This is a genomic window from Variovorax sp. OK212 (assembly GCF_900112425.1).
Lineage (GTDB): Bacteria > Pseudomonadota > Gammaproteobacteria > Burkholderiales > Burkholderiaceae_C > Variovorax.
This window is the reverse complement of sequence record NZ_FOLP01000004.1, coordinates 389,119-409,196: the sequence shown is the minus strand read 5'-3', so window position 1 is coordinate 409,196 and position 20,078 is coordinate 389,119. Positions and strand designations below refer to the sequence as shown.

Below are 20,078 nucleotides of genomic sequence, written 5' to 3'. Positions count from 1 at the left end.
GGCCCGAATTTCGCATGCCACAATGATTTTCAGACCACAGGGACCGGCATGGGCAACACGAGCAACAGCGAATGGTGGCGCGGCGCGGTGATCTACCAGATCTACCCCCGCAGTTTCATGGACAGCAACGGCGACGGCATCGGCGACCTGCCGGGCATCACGTCCCGGCTCGAACATGTGGCCCGCCTCGGCGTCGATGCCATCTGGGTCTCTCCCTTCTTCCGCTCGCCGATGAAGGACTTCGGCTACGACGTGTCCGACTACCGCGCGGTCGACCCGATCTTCGGCACGCTGGCCGACTTCGACGCCATGCTGGCGCGCATGCACGCGCTGGGCCTGAAGCTCATCATCGACCAGGTGCTCTCGCACACCTCCGACCAGCACGCCTGGTTCGCCGAAAGCCGCAGCTCGCGCGACAACCCCAAGGCCGACTGGTACGTGTGGGCCGACCCCCGCCCCGACGGCACGCCGCCGACCAACTGGTTGTCGGTGTTCGGCGGCTCGGCCTGGCAATGGGACGCGCGCCGCAGGCAGTACTACCTGCACAGCTTCCTGGCCGAGCAGCCCGACCTGAACTTCCATTGCGCCGAGGTGCAGGAAGCACTGCTGGGCGAGGTGCGCTTCTGGTGCGAACGCGGCGTGGACGGCTTTCGCTTCGACGCCTGCAACCACCAGTTCCACGACGCGCTGCTGCGCGACAACCCGCCGGCCTCGCTCGCGTCGATCGACGAGGTCAGCACGGTGCGCGCCGACAACCCGTATGCGATGCAGCAGCACCTGTACGACAAGAGCCAGGTCGAGAACCTGGCCTTTCTCGAAAGCCTGCGCCGGCTGCTCGACGGCTACGGCGCGGTGGCGCTGGGCGAGGTCGGCGACGAGAACGCGCCGCCCGTCATGGCGCAGTACACCGAGCTCGGCAAGCGCCTGCACCTGGCCTACAGCTTCAGCCTGCTGACGGCCGACCACCGCCCCGCCCACCTGCGCCACCAGGTCGAGGCGCTCGACAGCGCGCTCGCCCCCACCGGCGGCTGGGGCTGCTGGGCGGTGTCGAACCACGACGTGCCGCGCGTCGCCACGCGCTGGAGCGGCGGCGGCCCGGCCGACACCCGGCGCGACCGCCTCTGGCTCGCGCTGCTGCTCACGCTGCGCGGCAGCGCCAGCATCTACCAGGGCGAAGAGCTGGGCCTGCCCGAGGCCGAGGTGCCCTTCGAACTGTTGCAAGACCCGTACGGCCGCGCCTTCTGGCCCGAGTTCAAGGGCCGCGACGGCTGCCGCACGCCCATCGCGTGGACCGCCGAGGCGCCGCACGGCGGCTTCACCACCGGAGCGCCGTGGCTGCCCGTGTACGGGCCGCACCTGCCGCTGGCCGTCGAGCGGCAGGCCGACGACCCGGCGTCGATGCTCGCTTTCAGCCGCGCCCTGCTGCACTGGCGACGCACGCAGCCGCTGCTGCACACGGGCAGCATCGACTTCATCGACGCGCCCGAGCCCCTGCTGCATTTCGCGCGGCGCAGCGCCGACCGGTCGCTGCAGGCGATCTTCAACTTCAGCGGCGAGCCGGTGTCGCTTGCCCTGCCCGACGGCCTGCAGCCCCTTGTCGGACAGCCGCTGGCGTCCACCGCCGTCGTGCAGGGCACGGGTGAAAAGCGCATGCTGGTGCTGGCGCCGTACGGCGTTTTCATCGGCGCGCCTGCCGGTGAAGAAGGACAAAGCTGACCACCATGCCCTTGAAGCCGCTGCCCGAATCCGAAGTCCACGCGCTGATGCGTGCCGAGCATGGCAACCCGTTCGCCGTGCTCGGGCCGCACGAGACGCCCGAGGGCCTGGTGGTGCGCGCCCTGCTGCCCGGCGCGCAACGCGTGGCCGTGGTGCATTCGCGCACCGGCTGGCCGCTGGCCATCCTGACGCGGCACGAGGGCTCCGACCTGTTCAGCGGCCTGGTGCCCGCCGCGGAAGCCCGCATGGGCTATTCGTTCCAGGTCGACTGGGACTCGCACACCTCGCGGCTCGAAGACCCCTACCGCTTTGCCTTCGTGCTCGGCGAGACCGACGTGTGGCTGCTGGCCGAAGGCACGCACCTGCGGCCGTGGGAGCGGCTGGGCGCGCACCTGCGCGAGATCGACGGCGTGAAGGGCGTGGCCTTCGCGGTCTGGGCGCCGAATGCGCGGCGCGTGTCGGTGGTCGGCAACTTCAACAACTGGGACGGCCGGCGCCACGCGATGCGGCTGCGCCGCGAGTGCGGCGTGTGGGAAATCTTCGCGCCGCACGTGACGGTGGGCGACAGCTACGAGTTCGAGATTCTCTCGGCGCACGGCGAGGTGCTTCGCAAGGCCGACCCCTTCGCGTTCTCGGCGCAGCTGCGCCCCGACACCGCCTGCGTGGTGCAGCCCCTGCCGGCACCGGTGAAGATGCCCGAAGGCCGCGCCGCCGCCAACGAGCGCCATGCGCCCATCAGCATCTACGAGGTGCACCTGGGCTCATGGCGCCGCAAGAACGGCCACGAGTGGCTGGACTACCGCGAGCTGGCCGACACGCTGGTGCCGTATGTGCGCGACCTGGGCTTCACGCACATCGAGCTGCTGCCGATCACCGAGCACCCGTTCGACGGGTCGTGGGGCTACCAGCCGATCGGCCTGTACGCGCCGACCTCGCGCTTCGGCACGCCAGGCGACTTCCGGTACTTCGTGGAGGCCGCGCATGCGGCGGGGCTGGGCGTGATCCTCGACTGGGTGCCCGCGCACTTTCCGACCGACGCGCACGGCCTGGGCAACTTCGACGGCACCGCGCTGTACGAGTACGCCGACCCGCGCGAGGGTTTCCACAACGACTGGCAGACGCTGATCTTCAACTATGCGCGCACGGAGGTGCGCAACTACCTGGTCGGCAACGCGCTGTACTGGCTGGAGCGCTACGGCGTGGACGGCCTGCGCGTGGACGCGGTGGCGTCGATGCTGTACCGCGACTACAGCCGCAAGGCCGGCGAGTGGGTGCCGAACGCGCTCGGCGGGCGCGAGAACCTGGAGGCCATCGACTTCCTGCGGCGAATGAACCAGGTGGTGGGCGTCGAGCGGCCCGGTGCCGTGACGCTGGCCGAGGAGTCGACGAGCTTTCCGGGCGTGACGCGGCCGCCGGAGGACGGCGGGCTGGGGTTTCACTACAAGTGGAACATGGGGTGGATGAACGACACGCTGGCCTATGCCGGGACCGACCCGGTGTATCGCAAGCACCACCACCAGCAGATCACCTTCGGGCTGATGTACGCGCACAGCGAGAACTTCGTGCTGCCGCTGTCGCACGACGAGGTGGTGCACGGCAAGGGATCGATGATCGGGCGGATGCCCGGGGACGAGTGGCAGAAGTTCGCGGGCCTGCGCAACCTGTACGGGTACCTCTGGGCCTATCCGGGGAAGAAGCTGCTGTTCATGGGCGGGGAGTTTGCGCAGTACGCGGAGTGGAACGCGGACCGCGGGCTGGACTGGCACCTGCTGGAGCACGCGCCGCATCAAGGCGTGCGGCGGCTGGTGCGCGACCTGAACAACGTGTACCGGCACTTTCCTGCGTTGCACGAGCTCGACAACGACGGGGCGGGGTTCGAGTGGATCGTGCATGACGATGCGGACCAGTCGGTGTTCGCGTTCGTTCGCAAGGCGCGTGACGGGGCGTTCGTGATCGCGGTGTGCAACTTCACGCCGGTGCCTCGGCATGGGTATCGGCTGGGGGTGCCTTGCGCGGGGGCTTATCGGGAGATATTGAATACGGATGGGGTGGTTTATGGGGGGAGCGGGGTTGGGAACGGGGTTGTCGACAGCTCGGCTGTGGCTTGGCATGGGAAGGCGGACTCTGTTTGTGTCAGCGTGCCGCCGTTGGGGACTGTGATGTGGGTGTTGGCTTGAACTTCTTGGGTCTTGTTTGTGTTCCGAGGCCGGGTTTCGCCCCGGCGGGCGAGCTACTTTTCTTTGCTTCGCCAAGAAAACGTAGGCAAAAGAAAGGCGACCCTGTTGTCTGCGTCCCTTCGCTTCGCTACGGGCAACCTGCGGTGCTCACGTTTCGCGGGGTCTCGCAGAACTCGCTTCGCTCAAACAGCTGCGAGCCCTTGTCCGCGAAACGCTCCGCTCCTCGGCGCAGCCAGAAGGGCTTGGAGAGCGGAAACCGAACGCGCCATCGCTGCGCTCGGCGTGAACGGCTGCAGGCGCGCAGCGCCTGCAGCCGCATGGAGGCCGAGCGAAGCGAAGGCCCGACTTGTCTCCCCCTCCCCTCTGGCTGCGCCGAGGAGCGGAGCGTTTCGCGGATCAGGGCCCACCCTTGTTTGAGCGAAGCGAGTTTGGGTGGGACCCCGCGAAACGTGAGCACCGCAGGTTGCCCCGTAGCGAAGCGCAGGGGTCGCAGACAGTGGGGTCGCCTTTTCTTTGCTTACTTTCTTTTGGCGAAGCAAAAGAAAGTGAGTCCGCCGCCGGGCGGAATCCCGGCCTCGGGAAGCAACCCCACGGGGGAGCAACCAGCATGCTGAGCCCAGGCAAGCCCTTCCCCTTAGGCGCAACCCCCACGCAGCAGGGCGTCAACTTCGCCATAGCCGCCCCGACAGCAGTTTCAGTAGAGCTCTGCATCTTCGACAGCACAGGAAAGAGCGAACAGCAGCGCCTGCAACTCCAGTCCTTCACAGACGGCGTCTGGCACGGCCACCTCCCCAGCGCCAGCCCCGGCCTGGTCTACGGCTACCGGGTCCACGGTCCGTGGTCCCCCAAGGAGGGCCTTCGCTTCAACCCGAACAAGCTCCTCCTCGACCCCTACGCTCGAGAAATCCTCGGCACCTACGACGGCAGCGACCTGCACCTCGGTCACGTGCCGGCGAACCCCGCCGCGCAAGACCCGAGAGACAACGCCTCGACAGCCCTCAAGGCCCGCGTAGCCCCCACCCAAGAACACCCGCCAACCCCGGGTCACGCCCGCATCCCCTCCAGCGAGCGCATCCTCTACGAACTCCACCCCAAGGGCCAGACCAGGCGACACCCCGCAATCCCCGCCCCCCTCAGGGGCACCTACGCCGGCCTCGCGGAACCCGCCGCTCTCGACCACCTCCAGCGCCTGGGCATCACCACGCTGAGCCTCATGCCCGTGCAGCACCGCGCCGACGAGCAGCGCCTGCTGCACATGGGCCTGAGCAACTACTGGGGCTACACCACCATCGGCTGGTTCGCGCCCGAGTCGCGCTACTGGAGCGGCCGCCCCGGCACCAGCCCCGCCAGCGAATTCCGCGCCATGGCCGATGCCATCCACGCGCGCGGCATGGAACTGGTGATCGACGTCGTCTACAACCACAGCGCCGAGACCGACGAACTCGGCCCCACGCTGTCGATGCGCGGCATCGACAACGCCCTGTACTACCACCTGTGCCCCGGCGACCGCGCCCTCTACGAGAACTGGACCGGCACCGGCAACTGCCTGAACCTCGGCGAGCCGCGCGTGCTGCAACTGGTGATGGACAGCCTGCGCTTCTGGGCCTGCGAGATGGGCGTCGACGGCTTCCGCTTCGACCTGGCGCCGGTGCTCGCGCGCGACGCGCAACGCGGCTTCGACCCGCGCGCGCCCTTCTTCGCCGCCATCGCCCAAGACCCCGTGCTCTCGCGCACGCTCCTCATCGCCGAGCCCTGGGACATCGGCCCGGGCGGCTACCGGCTGGGCGACTTCCCGCCGGGCTGGCTCGAGTGGAACGACCGCTACCGCGACACGCAGCGCGGCTTCTGGCTGCGGCAGGCGCACGACGACAAGGCAGACATCGGCGACTTCGCGCACCGCTTCACCGCCTCCAGCACCCAGTTCGCCCACCGCGGCCGCGCGCCGACCGCCAGTGTCAACTTCGTCACCGCGCACGACGGCTTCACGCTGCGCGACCTCGTGAGCTACAACGAGCGCCACAACCAGGCCAACGGCGAGGACAACCTCGACGGCCACGGCCACAACATGAGCAACAACTGCGGCGTGGAAGGCCCGAGCGACGACCCCGCCGTGCGCGCCCTGCGCCACCGCCTGCAGCGTGCGCTGCTCGCCACGCTGCTGCTGTCCCAGGGCACGCCCATGCTGCTGGCCGGCGACGAACTCGGCCACACCCAGCAGGGCAACAACAACGCCTACTGCCAGGACAACGAAACCGCCTGGCTCGCCTGGGTCGGCGCCTCCGAGCCCGACAGCGACGCGGCGCAACTCAGCGCCTTCGTGGCCCGGCTCACCGCGCTGCGCCGCGAGGCGCCCGCCCTGCGCAGCAACCGCTGGTGGCCGGCCGACGCATCGCAGACGCAGGACCGCGCGGCCCCGGGCATCCGCTGGCTGCGCCCCGACGGCGAGCCCATGGCCCCCGCCGACTGGCACGCGGGCACGGCCCTTGCAATCCTGTTCACGGAAGCTGCAGCGACGACAACCGGCCACCACGACGGCAAGAACGACGGCAAGAACGATGGCAACGACAGCAACAGCGCAGGCGCCTGGCTGGTGATGGTGAACGCGGGCCCGCAGACCGTGTCCTTCAGGCTGCCCGCCGGCGCGTGGCGCAGTTGCCTCGCCAGCGACCCGGCGCTCGACGCGGCCGAGGGGTCGCAACCGCTTGGAAACGACGCGGTACAAGTGCCTTTCTCGAGCCTCAGGATTGCAAGAACGTAGCAGCCAGATGCACCGCGCGGTGCTAGTCTCGATGCAGAAACTCTGACGACGCATTCAAACGAACGAACGAACGGAGACACAGGATGGACACGCTCACACCCCAAGCGAAAGCGCAGCCGCAACCGGCGCACGAACTGCAGGCGCATCAACTGGTCCGCCGCACCATCGCCCTGGTGCTGGCCGGCGGGCGGGGCTCCCGCCTGAAGCAGCTGACCGACCGGCGCGCCAAGCCGGCCGTGTACTTCGGCGGCAAGTTCCGCATCATCGATTTCGCGCTGTCGAACTGCCTGAACTCCGGCATCCGCCGCATGGCGGTGGTCACGCAGTACAAGTCGCACTCGCTCATGCGCCACCTGCAGCGCGGCTGGAGCTTCCTGCGCGCCGAGCTCAACGAGATGGTCGACGTGCTGCCCGCGCAGCAGCGCGTGGGCGACGAGCACTGGTACCGCGGCACGGCCGACGCGGTGTTCCAGAACCTGGACATCATCCAGACCCGCTCCACGCCGCACGACTACGTGGTGGTGCTGGCCGGCGACCACATCTACAAGATGGACTACTCGATCATGGTGAAGGACCATGCCGAGCGCGGCATGGGCTGCACCGTCGGCTGCATCGAGGTGCCGCGCATGGAGGCCACCGCCTTCGGCGTGATGCACGTGGCCGAGGACCGCACGGTCACGGCCTTCCTGGAAAAACCCGCCGACCCGCCCGCGATGCCCGGCAAGCCCGACGTGGCGCTGGCCAGCATGGGCATCTACGTGTTCGACTCCGAATACCTGTACCGCCTGCTCGAGGAAGACAGCCTGGACCCGGACTCCGACCACGACTTCGGCAAGGACATCATCCCGCGCGCCGTGGCCGAGGGCCGCGCGCTGGCGCATCCGTTCGGCATGTCGTGCGTGACCCGCGCCACGCGCGGCGGCGACAGCCCGACCTACTGGCGCGACGTGGGCACGATTGATGCATTCTGGGCAGCCAACCTCGATCTGGCCTCGATCACCCCGGAGCTCGACATCTATGACACCAATTGGCCCATCTGGACCTACCAGCGCCAGCTGCCTCCGGCCAAGTTCGTGTTCGGGCGCGACGGCAAGCCCGGTCTCACGACCAACACCATCGTCTCGGGCGGCTGCATCGTGTCGGGGTCGTCGGTGACCGACTCGGTGCTGTTCTCGGGCGTGCGCATCCACTCGTTCTGCACGATCTCGCAGGCGGTGCTGCTGCCTGACGTCGAGGTGGGCCGCGGCTGCCGGCTGAGCAAGGTGGTCATCGACCGCGCCTGCGTCATTCCCGAGGACATGGTGATCGGCGAGGATGCCGAGGCCGATGCCGCGCGCTTCGAGCGCACCGAGACCGGCGTGGTGCTGGTCACACGCGAGATGCTGAAACGGCTGGCCGCCGCCTGACGATGCGGATCCTCCAGGTCAGCGCCGAACTCTTTCCCCTCCTCAAGACCGGCGGCCTGGCGGACATCGCGGGTGCCCTGCCGATCGCGCTCATGGCCGAAGGGCAGGACGCGCGCGTGCTCTTGCCGGGGTTCCCCGCCATCGTGGCGGGCGTGCGCGACCTGGCGCCGGTGGCCGAATTCGATGCGCCCTGGGGCGAGCGCTTCACGCTGCGCTTCGGCCACATCGCCATCGACGGCGCGCCGGCCATTCCGGCCTACGTGATCGACGCGCCGGCGCTCTACGACCGGCCCGGCAACCCCTACGAAGACACGTCGCGCCAGCCCTACGGCGACAACCACCGGCGCTTTGCCCTGCTCGGCTGGGCCGCGGCGCAGCTGGCGCAAGGGCTCGACCCGCTGTGGCAGCCCGAGGTGGTGCACGCGCACGACTGGCACGCGGCGCTGGCGCCGGCCTACCTGCACTTCGCGCGCGAGGCCGGCCAGCCGGGCGGGGCGCGCGGCGCGCGCGTGGGCAGCGTCTTCACGGTGCACAACCTGGCCTACCAGGGCCTCTTCGCGCCGTGGAACTTCACCGACCTGGGCCTGCCCGGCCCGGCCTTCCAGATGAACGGGCTCGAGTACCACGGCCAGGTCTCGTTCATGAAGGGCGGCCTCTGCTATGCCGACCGGCTCACCACCGTGAGCCCGACCTACGCGCAGGAAATCCAGACGCCCGAGCAGGGCTGCGGGCTCGACGGCCTGCTGCGCCAGCGCAGCGGCGTGCTCGGCGGCATCCTCAACGCGGTCGACGACAAGGTCTGGAACCCGGCGGACGATGCGGCGCTGGTGCAGGGCTATCACACGCCCGAAGGCCGCCACATGGCCGGCAAGGCGCGCTGCAAGTCGGTGCTGCAGCAACAGCTGGGGCTGGCCGACCGGCCCGACGCGCCGTTGTTCATCCTGGTGAGCCGGCTCACCGAACAGAAAGGCCTGCACCTGGTGCTCGGCGGCCTCGACGCGCTGCTCGCCCAGGGCGGCCAGCTGGCGCTGCTCGGTGCCGGCGAGACCTGGCTCGAGGAAGCCTTTCGCCAGCGCGCGGCGGCCGCGCCGCAATCGGTCAGCGTCACCATCGGCTACAACGAGACACTGGCGCACCAGCTCTTCGGCGCGGGCGACGTCACGCTGGTGCCCTCGCTCTTCGAGCCCTGCGGCCTCACGCAGATGTACGGCCTGAAGTACGGCAGCCTGCCGCTGGTGCGCCGCGTCGGCGGGCTGGCCGACACGGTGGTCGACAGCTCGCTGGAAGACATGGCCAGTGGCGACGCCACCGGCTTCGTGTTCGAGCGCTTCGAGGTGGCCGACTACGAACGCGCGGTGCGCCGCGCCTTCGCCCTCTACCAGCGCGCGCCCGACTGGCGCCGCGTGCGCGGCCATGCCATGCGCCGCCCCGCCGACTGGGCCACCGCGGCGGCCCGGTACATCGCCGTGTACCGGCAGGCCCTTGAAACAAGCCTCTGACACAAGCTCCTGAAACAAGCCCTTGAAACAATCCGTCAGCGCGACGGCCTGAACGCCACGGCGCCCCTCCACCCTTCACGGACCCCACCCATGACGATCAAAGACTTCGCCTACGACCATCCCGACCGCGACGTCGCGGCCTTCAAGCGCGCGGTGGCCAACAAGCTGATCTACGCGGTCGGCAAGGACCCGGTCGCCGCCAGCCAGGACGACTGGCTCAACGCCACCTCGCAGGCGGTGCGCGACCAGCTGGTCGAGCGCTGGATGATGACCACGCGCGCCAACTACGCGCAGGACCTGAAGCGCGTCTACTACCTCTCGATGGAGTTCCTCATCGGGCGCACCTTCACCAACGCGCTGCTGGCGGTGGACCTGTTCGACACGGTGCGCGAGGCGCTCGCCGACTTCGGCGTCGACATGGACGCGCTGGCCGAGCGCGAACCCGACGCGGCGCTGGGCAACGGCGGCCTCGGCCGGCTCGCGGCCTGCTTCCTGGACTCGATGGCCACCCTCGGCGTGCCGGGCATGGGCTATGGCATCCGCTACGAGTACGGCATGTTCCGCCAGCGCATCGTCGACGGCCAGCAGGTCGAGACGCCCGACTACTGGCTCACGCGCGGCAACCCGTGGGAGTTCCAGCGGCCCGAGGTGAACTACCGCGTGCGCTTCGGCGGCCATGTGCAAAAGCGCGAGGGCGCCAATGCCCCCTACGGCGCGGCCGACTGGGTCGACACGCACGACGTGCGCGCCGTGGCCTACGACACCATCATTCCGGGCTACGGCACGCAGGCCACCAACACGCTGCGGCTGTGGTCGGCGCGCGCCACCGAGGAAATCGACCTCTCGGCCTTCAACCGCGGCAACTACATGCAGGCGGTGGAAAGCAAGAACCACTCGGAGAACGTGTCGCGCGTGCTCTACCCCGACGACTCCACGCCGTCGGGGCGCGAGCTGCGCCTGCACCAGGAGTACTTCTTCTGCAGCGCGAGCGTGCAGGACCTGCTGCGCCGCTACCTGCGCAACCACAAGACCTTCGAGCAGCTCTCGGAGAAGGTCAGCATCCACCTGAACGACACGCACCCGGTGCTGGCCGTGCCCGAGCTCATGCGCCTGCTGCTCGACGAGCACAACCTGTCGTGGGACGAGGCCTGGGCGCACACGCAGAAGGTGTTCAGCTACACCAACCACACGCTGATGCACGAGGCGCTGGAGACCTGGCCGGTCGAGATGCTCGGGCGCATCCTGCCGCGGCACCTGCAGATCATCTACGACATGAACGCCCGGTTCCTGGCCACCGTGGCGCAGAAGGCCGGCAACGACGTCGAGCTGATGCGCCGACTCTCGCTGGTCGACGAAGCCGGCGAGCGGCGCGTGCGCATGGCCTACGTGGCGGTGCTGGCGAGCCACTCGATCAACGGCGTGTCGGGGCTGCACTCGGAGCTGATGAAGCAGTCGATCTTCGCGGACTTCGACAAGATCTTTCCCGAGCGCTTCAACAACAAGACCAACGGCGTCACGCCGCGCCGCTGGCTGGCGCAGGCCAACCCGCCGCTGGCGGCGCTGCTCGACCAGCGCATCGGCAAGGGCTGGCGGCGCGACCTGTCGCAGCTCGAGGCGCTCAAGCCCATGGCCGTGCAACCGGCCTTCGTGCGCGCCTTTCGCCATGCCAAGCGCGAGAACAAGCTGCGGCTGGCCAACTGGATCGAGCAGCACCTGAAGACCGACATCGACACCGACGCGATGTTCGACGTGCAGGTCAAGCGCATCCACGAATACAAGCGCCAGTTGCTCAACGTGCTGCACGTGGTGACGCGCTACCACCGCATCCTGGACGCGCACGCCGCGGGCGGCACGGCCGACATCGTGCCGCGCGTGGTGGTGTTCGCGGGCAAGGCGGCCTCGGCGTACGTGATGGCCAAGCTGGTGATCCGGCTCATCAACGACGTGGCGAGCGTCATCAACGCCGACGAGCGCGTGGGCAAGCTGCTGAAGGTGGTGTTCCTGCCGAACTACAGCGTGAGCCTGGCGGAAATGATCATGCCGGCGGCGGACCTGTCGGAGCAGATCTCCACCGCGGGCACCGAGGCCTCGGGCACCGGCAACATGAAGTTCGCGCTCAACGGCGCGCTGACCATCGGCACGCTGGACGGCGCCAACGTGGAGATGCGCGAGAACGTGGGGCCGGAGAACATCTTCATCTTCGGCAACACCACGCCCGAGGTGGCCGACATCCGCGCGCGCGGCTACCAGCCGCGCGACATCTACGAAGGCAACGCCGAGCTCAAGCGCGTGCTCGACGCGATCCGCGAGGGCGCGTTCTCACCGGGCGAGCCGGCGCGCTACCAGGGCATCTACGACGCGCTGGTGAACTGGGGCGACCACTACCTGCTGCTGGCGGACTACGCGAGCTACGTGGCCAAGCAGGCCGAGGTCGATGCGCTGTACCGCGACTCGGACGCGTGGATGCGCATGGCGATCCTCAATGTGGCGGGCATGGGGGCGTTTTCGTCGGACCGCACGATTGCGCAGTACGCGCACGAGATCTGGCACACCAAGCCGGTGGTGCTGGGCTGAACAAAGTGCCGGCCTGACGCGCCGGCCTGAGACATCGGCCCGACGTGCAGAGCCCGAAGCGCCGGCTTCAGCGCGCAGGGTTCAACGCGCAGGCTTGGCCGGCTCGGCCTCGGTCACGAAACCGATGCGGCTGAGCCCGGCCTTGTTCGCGATGCCCATCAGCGCCACCACCTTGCCGTAGGGCACGGTCTGGTCGGCGCGCAACTGCACCTCGGTGTCCTTGCTGTCGGCCGCGGCCTTCTCGAGGCGGGCCGCCAACTCCTCGTCGGTCACGGCCTGGTCGTTGAAGAAGACCTTGCCCGCGGCATCGACCGACAGGCTCACGAACTTGGGCGCGTCGTTGGGCTGGCCCGCGTCGGTCTGCGGCAGGTCGAGCTTGATCGAGCTGGCCATCAGCGGCGCGGTGATGATGAAGATCACCAGCAGCACCAGCATCACGTCGACCAGCGGTGTCACGTTGATGTCGGACAGCGGACGTTGCGCGCCCGCGCCCATGGCGCGCCCGCCGCCTGCGGCGCTGCTGCCCAGTGAAGTGCGTCCGAAGGCCATGCTGAAGTACGCCTTGCCTCGCCTGCTCAGACCGGCATCGGCCGCGCGGGTGGCGGTGCGGCCGGTGCCGGCGGCGCGCCGAAGCTGCCGAGCAGGTCGTGCGCGAAGCCTTCGAGCTCGGCCTCGATGCGGCCGATGACGCGGCCGAAGACGTTGTAGGCCAGCACGGCCGGAATGGCGACGGCCAGGCCGAAGGCCGTCATGACCAGCGCCTCGCCCACGGGGCCGGCCACCTTGTCGATGGTGAAGCCGCCGGTCTGGCCCGCGATGCCCGAGAGCGCGCCGTAGATGCCCCACACCGTGCCCAGCAGGCCGACGAAGGGTGCCGTGGCGCCGACCGTCGCCAGCAGGATCTGGCCGGCCTGCAGCCGGCGCAGCGCGCCGTGCAGCGCGTCACGCAGCACACGGGTCAGGCGCTGGTTGCGGTCGACCGAGGCACCCAGCGTGCCGTCGGGAGCGCCCGCGGCCGCATGCCGGATGGCCGACACGGCGGGCGACACGAGCGCCGCCTTGTCGAAGGCCTTGAGCTTCTGCTCGGCATCGGCCAGCGTGGCCGATTGCCAGAACGCCGCGATGCTGCGCAGCACGTCGCGCGTGCCGCCGCGCAGCAGCCAGGCCTTCCACAGGATGATGACCCAGCTCGCGATCGACATCGCCAGCAGCAGCGCCGCCACCGAACGGCTGACGCCGTCGCCATGGGTCAGCAGTTCGAGCACGCTCATCGGCGGTCCTTTGATTTAGCGCAGGCCGAGGACGTCGTTCATGTCGAACAGGCCGGCGCGCTGTCCGGCCAGGAAACGCACCGCGCGCAGGCTGCCCTGGGCGTAGGTGACGCGGCTCGACGACTTGTGGGTGATCTCGATGCGCTCGCCCGTGCCGGCGAACAGCACGGTGTGGTCGCCCACGATGTCGCCGCCGCGGATGGCCGAGAAGCCGATGGTGGACGGGTCGCGTTCGCCCGTGATGCCTTCGCGGGCGAACACGGCGCATTCCTTCAGGTCGCGGCCCAGCGCGTCGGCAATGACTTCGCCCATCTTGAGCGCGGTGCCCGAGGGCGCGTCGACCTTGTGGCGGTGGTGCGCCTCGATGATCTCGATGTCGTAGCCCGTCGACATGGCCTTGGCCGCCATCTCGAGCAGCTTGAGCGTCACGTTGACGCCCACGCTCATGTTGGGCGCCATCATGATCGCGATGTCCTTGGCGATCTCGGCGATTTCGGCCTTCTGCACGTCGCTGAAGCCGGTGGTGCCGATGACGGCCTGCACGCCGAGTTCGCGGCACACCGCGAGGTGCGCGAGCGTGCCTTCGGGGCGGGTGAAGTCGATGAGCACCTGCGCGTCCTTCAGGCCCGCGCGCAGGTCGGACACGATGGACACGCCGCTGTCGAAACCGAGGAAGGCGCCGGCATCGGTGCCGAGCGCCGGGCTGCCCGCGATGTCGAGCGCGCCGGCCAGGCGCAGGTCGGGCGCGTTGCGCACGGCCTCGATCAGCATGTGGCCCATGCGGCCCGAGGCGCCCGCGATGGCGATGCGGCGCGAATCGGAAGCGAAGGGGGAAGGAGCGGAAGTGGAGTCGGTCACGCGGATTCAGTCATGCAAGGAACACGGGGAACACGGGACGGGCACTGCCTGGCTCGGCGGGCGCCGCCCGCTACGGCTGTCTGTCTGGCCGCTGTGCGATCAGCGCGCGGCTTCGAGCGGGGGGTACGCGGCCGGCAGCGGCGGGAGCGAGGCCTGCGCGTCGGAGGTACCGGCGGCGGTGTCGGCCTTTTTCTCGTCCTTGGAAGGCGCGTACTTCTTGAGATCGTCTTCCGACGCCTCGAGCGCGGGCACCTTGCCGGATTTCTTGCGGGTGTCGAGCGTGGCGACGAATTCTTCTTCGCTCGGCATCTCGTCGCCTTCGAAGCGGTCCATGAGTTCGCCGTTGAAGAACACCGTGAGGTGGCGTTCCTGCGGATCGACGCCCTGGCGGCGGATGGTGAACACGTAGTCCCAGCGGTTGGCGTGGAACACGTCGCTCAGCAGCGAGGTGCCGAGGATTTCACGCACCTGCTGGCGCGACATGCCGGGCTTGAGCGCCGCGACCTGTTCCTTCGACACGAAATTGCCCTGCACCACTTCGACCTTGTAGGGCGTGACCGCGGACAGCGCGCTGCGCGTGCGATCGCTGAAACCGCTGCAGGCACCGAGGCACAACGTGGCGGCCACGGCGGCGACCATCAGCCAGGGACGGCGTTGGAGAATGGCAGGCATGGGGGAAAAGGGGGTAGCGATATGATCGGCCATTGTAGCGGCTGGCCCTTTCCAGGGCCTTTGCCGCAGCCCAGGGCGCAGGAACCAACATGGCCAACATCGACGAACTCAAGAACACAGGCCTCAAGGCCACATTGCCACGCCTGAAGATCCTCGAGATCTTCCAGACCGGCAGCCAGCGGCACATGACGGCGGAAGACGTGTTCCGCGTGCTGCTCAACGAACACTCCGACATCGGCCTGGCCACCGTCTACCGCGTGCTGACCCAGTTCGAACAGGCCGGCATCCTCGAGCGCAGCCACTTCGAAAGCGGCAAGGCGGTCTACGAGCTGAACGAAGGCACGCACCACGACCACCTGATCTGCACCTCGTGCGGCAAGGTCGAGGAGTTCTACGACGCCGAGATCGAGCGCCGCCAGCAACTGGTGGCCAAGGACAAGGGCTGGATCCTGCAGGACCACGCCATGTCGCTCTACGGTCTTTGCGGGGACTGCGCCAAGAAGCGCTGAGCCACGCCTTCCCGGCTCCTCGCGCAGCGGGCCGGGAAAACCTTCAATCCTGTCCGGTTTCCATCGCCTTGTGATGGCGCGCGACGAAGTCGGCATACGTGTCGATGCCGCGCAGCTGCAGGATCGAATTGCGCACCGCCGCCTCCACCAGCACGGCGATGTTGCGCCCCGCCACCACCTGGATGATGACCTTGCGCACCGGAATGCCCAGCACGTCCTGCGTGAGCGGCGCCGAGGGCATGCGCTCGTAGTCGCGCTCGAAGCTGTCGCGGCGCACCAGGTGCACGATGAGCTTCAGGCGCATCTTCCGGCGAACCGCCGTCTCGCCGAAGATCGCGCGGATGTCCAGCAGGCCGATGCCGCGCACTTCCAGCAGGTTCAGCAGCAGGTCGGGGCAGCGCCCCTCGATGGTGTTCTGGTTGATGCGGTACAGGTCGACCGCGTCGTCGGCCACCAGGCCGTTGCCGCGCGAGATCAGCTCCAGGCCGAGCTCGCTCTTTCCCAGGCCCGACTCGCCCGTGATCATCACGCCCATGCCCAGGATGTCCATGAACACGCCGTGCATCGAGGTGCGCTCGGCGAAGTGCTTGGACAGGTAGGCGCGCAGCAGGTCGATCACGAAGGCCGACGATTCGCGCGTGGCGAAGAGCGGCAGCTGCGCGCGCTCGCAGATCGACAGCAGCTCGTCGGGCGCGGCCTGGCCGTCGGCCAGCACCAGCATCGGCGGCTCCAGCGTGACGATGCGGGCGATGCGCCGGGCGCAGTCTTCCTGGCTGCCGCGCGTGAGGTAGGCCACCTCGCGGGCGCCCAGGATCTGCACGCGGTATGGGTGGATGTAGTTGAGATAGCCGACCAGGTCGGCCGCCGACTGCGCGCGGCTGATGACCTCGGGGTCGAACTGGCGCTCTGACGCGCCGAGCCCCGCGAGCCATTCCCAGCGGAGCGAGCCGCGGAACTCCTCGAACATGGCATCGGCGCTGATGACGGTCGGCTTCATGCGTTCAGGCGCCGGCGCACGGGCGTCGGCATTGCGTTGGAGTGACGGAGAGAGCCGCGCAGCTTATCAGCAGCCGCGCGTGCCGACGCATGCGCTCAGGCGACTTGCGTGGACTGCCAGCCGGCAATGAGGCCGTGCAGGGCGGCCGCGTCGGTGCTGGACTTGATCTGTTCGCGCAGGCTGGCGTCGCTCAGCAGCTCGGCGATTTCGGAGAGGATTTCGAGGTGCTTCTGCGTGGCCGCTTCGGGCACCAGCAGGAAGATCAGCAGCGCGACGGGTTGTTCGTCGGGTGCGTCGAAACCGATGGGGTTGGCCAGCTGGAACACGGCAGCCATCGGGGCCTTGAGGCCCTTGATGCGGCCGTGCGGGATGGCGACGCCATGGCCCAGCCCGGTCGAGCCGAGGCGTTCGCGAGCGAACAGGCTGTCGGTGATGAGGGCGCGGCCGAGGCCGTGAAGGCTTTCGAACAGCAGGCCGGCTTCTTCGAAAGCACGTTTCTTGCTGGTGGCGTCAACGCTCACGAGCACTTGAGCGGGCGGCAGGATGGACGCGAGGCGATTCATGGTGGGTGCAGAGCGGGGGCGATTATGCACCCGGTTGGTAAAAACCCCCAGTCCTCCTATTTACTTTTTGTCTACATGTTGCCCAGAGGCCTCGCGCGCCCCTCTGGAGAGCGGCCAAAGACCAAGCGTGGCAGTCGGAAAAACAAAAGGCCGCCCGAAGGCGGCCTTGGCATGTGCCGGGGCGCTTTACATCAAGCGTTTGGGCGCCGCGTGATGGTGATCCTGCAGGCGATCCTTGTGGCGCACCACTTGGCGGTCGAGCTTGTCGACCAGTTCATCGACCGCAGCGTAGAGATCAGCGTGGCTCGATTCCGCGAACATGTCATTGCCCTTGACGTGGATGTTGCACTCCGCCCTTTGGCGGCGTTCCTTTTCCTTTTGCTTTTCCACCGTGAGGATCACCTTGACATCGACCACCTGGTCGAAATGCCGCGTGATCCGGTCCAGCTTGCTCGTGACGTAGGTGCGCAAGGCAGGTGTGACGTCGAGGTGATGACCGCTGATCGTCAAATTCATGAATGACCTCCTGGAATTGACGGTTGGGGAAATGACCCCGCTCCGGAATGAAGCGTGGCCGGGGGAACTCTGGGGGTGGGCAGGGAGAGAGAGAAGAGAGGGGGAGAAGAAAGAGGAATCGGGGGTCGGTCGATTCACTATGCCCAAGCTGTCACGGTATTGCAATACCAGGGATGCCCGCAGAGCGAGCACTTTCTGCGCAGCTTTTCACACGCTCATGAATCCATAGCAGGCCACGCGCGCCCGGCAGGCCGCGCAGCGTGTCGCGCACATGTGTTTCAGCAGGAAAAACCCGGTGACCCTGTCGCCCGAAGGGCCAGAGGAGGCGCAAGCCGCGCCGGAAAATTCAGCGCCAGGCGGCCCGCATGCGGTTGCGCAGGTCGATCACCGCGCTGGGCGGCGGCACCGCCGGCGGGCGCTCCGGCGGGGGCGGCCAGGTCTGCTGCTCGAAGCCCGCGAGGTCGGCGTCGGCGATGAAGCGCGTGCGGTTGGCGTACAGGTGCCGGTCGCCGCGCGCCGCCTGCTGCGTGATGTAGAAGCGCTGCGGCACCAGCAGGTGCAGGTGGTCGCGCGCCCGGGTCATCGCCACGTAGAGCAGCCGGCGCTCTTCTTCGAGTTCCTGAGCGCCCTGCGCCACATCGGCCGGCATGCAGCCGTCGACCACGTTGAGCACGTGCACCGAATTCCATTCCTGCCCCTTGGCCGAGTGGATGGTCGAGAGGATCAGGTAGTCGTCGTCGAGCAGCGGCGGGCCCGGGCGGTCGCTGGTGGCCTCCGGCGGGTCGAGCGTCAGTTCGGTCAGGAAACGTTCGCGCGAGCCGTAGCCGGCGGCCAGCCGCGCGAGCTGCTCCACGTCGGCGCGGCGCACGCCGGAGGTGTCTTCGTACAGCCGCTCCAGGTGCGGCTGGTACCAGTTCACGGCCACCTCCACGTCGGCCGGCCACTTCAGCGAGGGCTCGCGCAGGGCGGCGTAGGCCTGGGCAAAGTCGGCCCACTGCGCGCGCGCCGCGGACGGCGGCACGAAGTCGCGCACCGCCGCGGCCGGGTCGGCCGCCTTGTCCATGGCATCGAGCAGCCGCGCACCCGTGGCCGGGCCGATGCCCGGAATGAGCTGCGTCACGCGAAAGCCCGCCATGCGCCCGCGCGGGTTCTGCGCGAAGCGCAGCACCGCGAGCAGGTCCTTCACGTGCGAGGCTTCGAGGAACTTGAGCCCGCCGAACTTCACGAACGGAATGTTGCGCCGCGCCAGCTCCAGCTCGAGCCCCGCGCTGTGCGACGAGGTGCGAAAAAGCACCGCCTGCGACTTCAGCGCCAGCCCGCCCTCGCGGTGCGCCAGCACCTTGTCGGCCACCCAGCGCGCCTGCCCGGCCTCGTCGGCCACGAGCACCAGCTGCGGCTTGCCGGCCGAGGGCTTGTCGGTCCACAGCGTCTTGGCGTGCCGCTCGGCGGCCTGCGCGATCACGCGGTTCGACACGTCGAGGATCGGCTGCGTCGAGCGGTAGTTGCGCTCCAGCGTGACCACGCGGGCTTGCTGCGTGAACTGCGAGGGAAAGTCGAGGATGTTGCGCACCGTGGCGCCGCGGAACGAATAGATCGACTGCGCGTCGTCCCCCACCACCGTCACGCCGCGCCCGTCGGGCTTGAGCGCCAGCAGGATCGAGGCCTGCAGCCGGTTGGTGTCCTGGTACTCGTCGATCAGCACATGGTCGAAGCGCGCGCCGATGTGCGCGGCCAGCGCGGGCTCGGCGGCCATCTCGGCCCAGTAGAGCAGCAGGTCGTCGTAGTCGAGCACGTTCTGCTGCTGCTTGGCTTCGACGTAGGCGCCGAACAGCTTCTTGAGCTCGGCCTCCCATTCGGCGCACCAGGGAAAGGCCTCCTTCAGCACCTGCCCGAGCGGCGCGCGCGTGTTCACGCAGCGCGAATAGATCGACAGGCAGGTGCCCTTGCGCGGAAAGCGGTTCACCGTGGACGACAGGCCCAGCTCGTGCCGCGCCAGCCCCATCAGGTCTTCGGCATCGCCGCGGTCGTGGATGGTGAAGTTCTCGTCGAGCCCGATCTGCGGCGCGTACTCGCGCAGCAGCCGCGCGCCGATGCCGTGGAAGGTGCCGGCCCACGGCAGCGCCGGCGGCGTCTCGGCCTTCAGCCCGAGCACCTTGGCCAGCACCTGGCCCGCGCGGCGCTCCATTTCCTGCGCGGCCCGGCGCGAGAAGGTCAGCAGCAGCAGGCGCTGCGGATCGACGCCGCCCGCGATGAGGTGCGCCACGCGGTGCGCCAGCGTGCTGGTCTTGCCCGAGCCGGCACCGGCGATGACGAGCAGCGGCCGGTCGTCCCGCTCGGCGGCGGCACCATCTGCGTCCACACCCACTGCCGCGCCCACGCCGTGCTCGACGGCGGCCCGCTGCGCGTCGTTGAGCGTGGCCAGCGCGGCGGCCAGGCGCTCCGACGGGGTCTTCGGTGCGGCGGAAAAAACGGGGAGCGCAGCGGTCTGCATGGCATGCGACTTTACTGTATGTACGTCCAGTCCGGCCACCCGGGCGACATATGGCCGGTGACATAATCGCG

Annotated in this window: 15 protein-coding genes; 7 read left to right on the top strand and 8 right to left on the bottom strand. The window is 68.6% G+C overall.

Annotated elements, in window-relative coordinates; translation table 11 throughout:
* Window positions 1–48: 48 nt before the first annotated feature.
* The 6 genes from BM004_RS15610 (at window position 49) to BM004_RS15580 (ending at window position 12,130) form a co-directional block, all read left to right on the top strand.
* On the top strand, window positions 49–1,716 hold the full coding sequence (locus BM004_RS15610; RefSeq protein WP_093214623.1) for an alpha-glucosidase: 1,668 nt from the start codon (window positions 49–51) through the stop codon (window positions 1,714–1,716).
* A gap of 5 nt (window positions 1,717–1,721) precedes the next feature.
* A complete protein-coding gene (gene glgB, locus BM004_RS15605) occupies window positions 1,722–3,893 on the top strand; it encodes a 1,4-alpha-glucan branching protein GlgB (protein WP_093127306.1) in 2,172 nt (723 codons plus the stop codon).
* A gap of 607 nt (window positions 3,894–4,500) precedes the next feature.
* Window positions 4,501–6,651 carry a glycogen debranching protein GlgX gene (gene glgX, locus BM004_RS15595; protein ID WP_093214620.1) on the top strand — a complete coding sequence of 717 codons (2,151 nt, stop codon included), beginning with the start codon at window positions 4,501–4,503 and terminating at the stop codon, window positions 6,649–6,651.
* 83 nt (window positions 6,652–6,734) lie between these two features.
* The gene (gene glgC / locus BM004_RS15590) at window positions 6,735–8,057 is read left to right on the top strand and encodes a glucose-1-phosphate adenylyltransferase (RefSeq protein WP_093127311.1); all 1,323 of its coding nucleotides are present in this window, start codon (window positions 6,735–6,737) and stop codon (window positions 8,055–8,057) included.
* 2 nt (window positions 8,058–8,059) lie between these two features.
* Window positions 8,060–9,556, top strand: a complete 1,497-nt coding sequence (gene glgA / locus BM004_RS15585) for a glycogen synthase GlgA (protein WP_093214617.1) — start codon at window positions 8,060–8,062, stop codon at window positions 9,554–9,556.
* A 90-nt stretch (window positions 9,557–9,646) separates the two neighbouring features.
* Entirely contained in the window at window positions 9,647–12,130 is a 2,484-nt protein-coding gene (locus tag BM004_RS15580) for a glycogen/starch/alpha-glucan phosphorylase (protein ID WP_093127316.1), read from the top strand.
* 81 nt (window positions 12,131–12,211) lie between these two features.
* On the opposite strand, the gene BM004_RS15575 is transcribed toward BM004_RS15580, so the two are convergent.
* The 4 genes from BM004_RS15575 to BM004_RS15560 all read right to left on the bottom strand — a co-directional run bounded on the left by BM004_RS15575 (window position 12,212) and on the right by BM004_RS15560 (window position 14,931).
* Window positions 12,212–12,679, bottom strand: coding sequence for an ExbD/TolR family protein (locus BM004_RS15575; RefSeq protein ID WP_093214615.1), 468 nt, complete (start codon window positions 12,677–12,679; stop codon window positions 12,212–12,214).
* A 26-nt stretch (window positions 12,680–12,705) separates the two neighbouring features.
* Window positions 12,706–13,401, bottom strand: a complete 696-nt coding sequence (locus BM004_RS15570) for a MotA/TolQ/ExbB proton channel family protein (RefSeq protein ID WP_093127321.1) — start codon at window positions 13,399–13,401, stop codon at window positions 12,706–12,708.
* 15 nt (window positions 13,402–13,416) lie between these two features.
* The gene (gene dapB, locus BM004_RS15565) at window positions 13,417–14,259 is read right to left on the bottom strand and encodes a 4-hydroxy-tetrahydrodipicolinate reductase (RefSeq protein WP_093214612.1); all 843 of its coding nucleotides are present in this window, start codon (window positions 14,257–14,259) and stop codon (window positions 13,417–13,419) included.
* Window positions 14,260–14,358: 99 nt separating this feature from the next.
* A complete protein-coding gene (locus tag BM004_RS15560) occupies window positions 14,359–14,931 on the bottom strand; it encodes an outer membrane protein assembly factor BamE (RefSeq protein ID WP_093127326.1) in 573 nt (190 codons plus the stop codon).
* Window positions 14,932–15,020: 89 nt separating this feature from the next.
* Here BM004_RS15560 and fur point away from each other — a divergent pair, with 89 nt between their 5' ends.
* Entirely contained in the window at window positions 15,021–15,440 is a 420-nt protein-coding gene (fur, locus tag BM004_RS15555) for a ferric iron uptake transcriptional regulator (RefSeq protein WP_093127329.1), read from the top strand.
* A 43-nt stretch (window positions 15,441–15,483) separates the two neighbouring features.
* On the opposite strand, the gene hprK is transcribed toward fur, so the two are convergent.
* The 4 genes from hprK to BM004_RS15535 all read right to left on the bottom strand — a co-directional run bounded on the left by hprK (window position 15,484) and on the right by BM004_RS15535 (window position 20,007).
* On the bottom strand, window positions 15,484–16,437 hold the full coding sequence (gene hprK, locus BM004_RS15550) for an HPr(Ser) kinase/phosphatase (RefSeq protein WP_093127331.1): 954 nt from the start codon (window positions 16,435–16,437) through the stop codon (window positions 15,484–15,486).
* A gap of 95 nt (window positions 16,438–16,532) precedes the next feature.
* A complete protein-coding gene (locus BM004_RS15545) occupies window positions 16,533–17,000 on the bottom strand; it encodes a PTS sugar transporter subunit IIA (RefSeq protein WP_093127334.1) in 468 nt (155 codons plus the stop codon).
* Between the two features lie 186 nt (window positions 17,001–17,186).
* A complete protein-coding gene (gene hpf / locus BM004_RS15540; RefSeq protein ID WP_081270768.1) occupies window positions 17,187–17,516 on the bottom strand; it encodes a ribosome hibernation-promoting factor, HPF/YfiA family in 330 nt (109 codons plus the stop codon).
* Between the two features lie 346 nt (window positions 17,517–17,862).
* On the bottom strand, window positions 17,863–20,007 hold the full coding sequence (locus BM004_RS15535; protein WP_093214610.1) for an ATP-dependent helicase: 2,145 nt from the start codon (window positions 20,005–20,007) through the stop codon (window positions 17,863–17,865).
* Window positions 20,008–20,078: the final 71 nt, after the last annotated feature.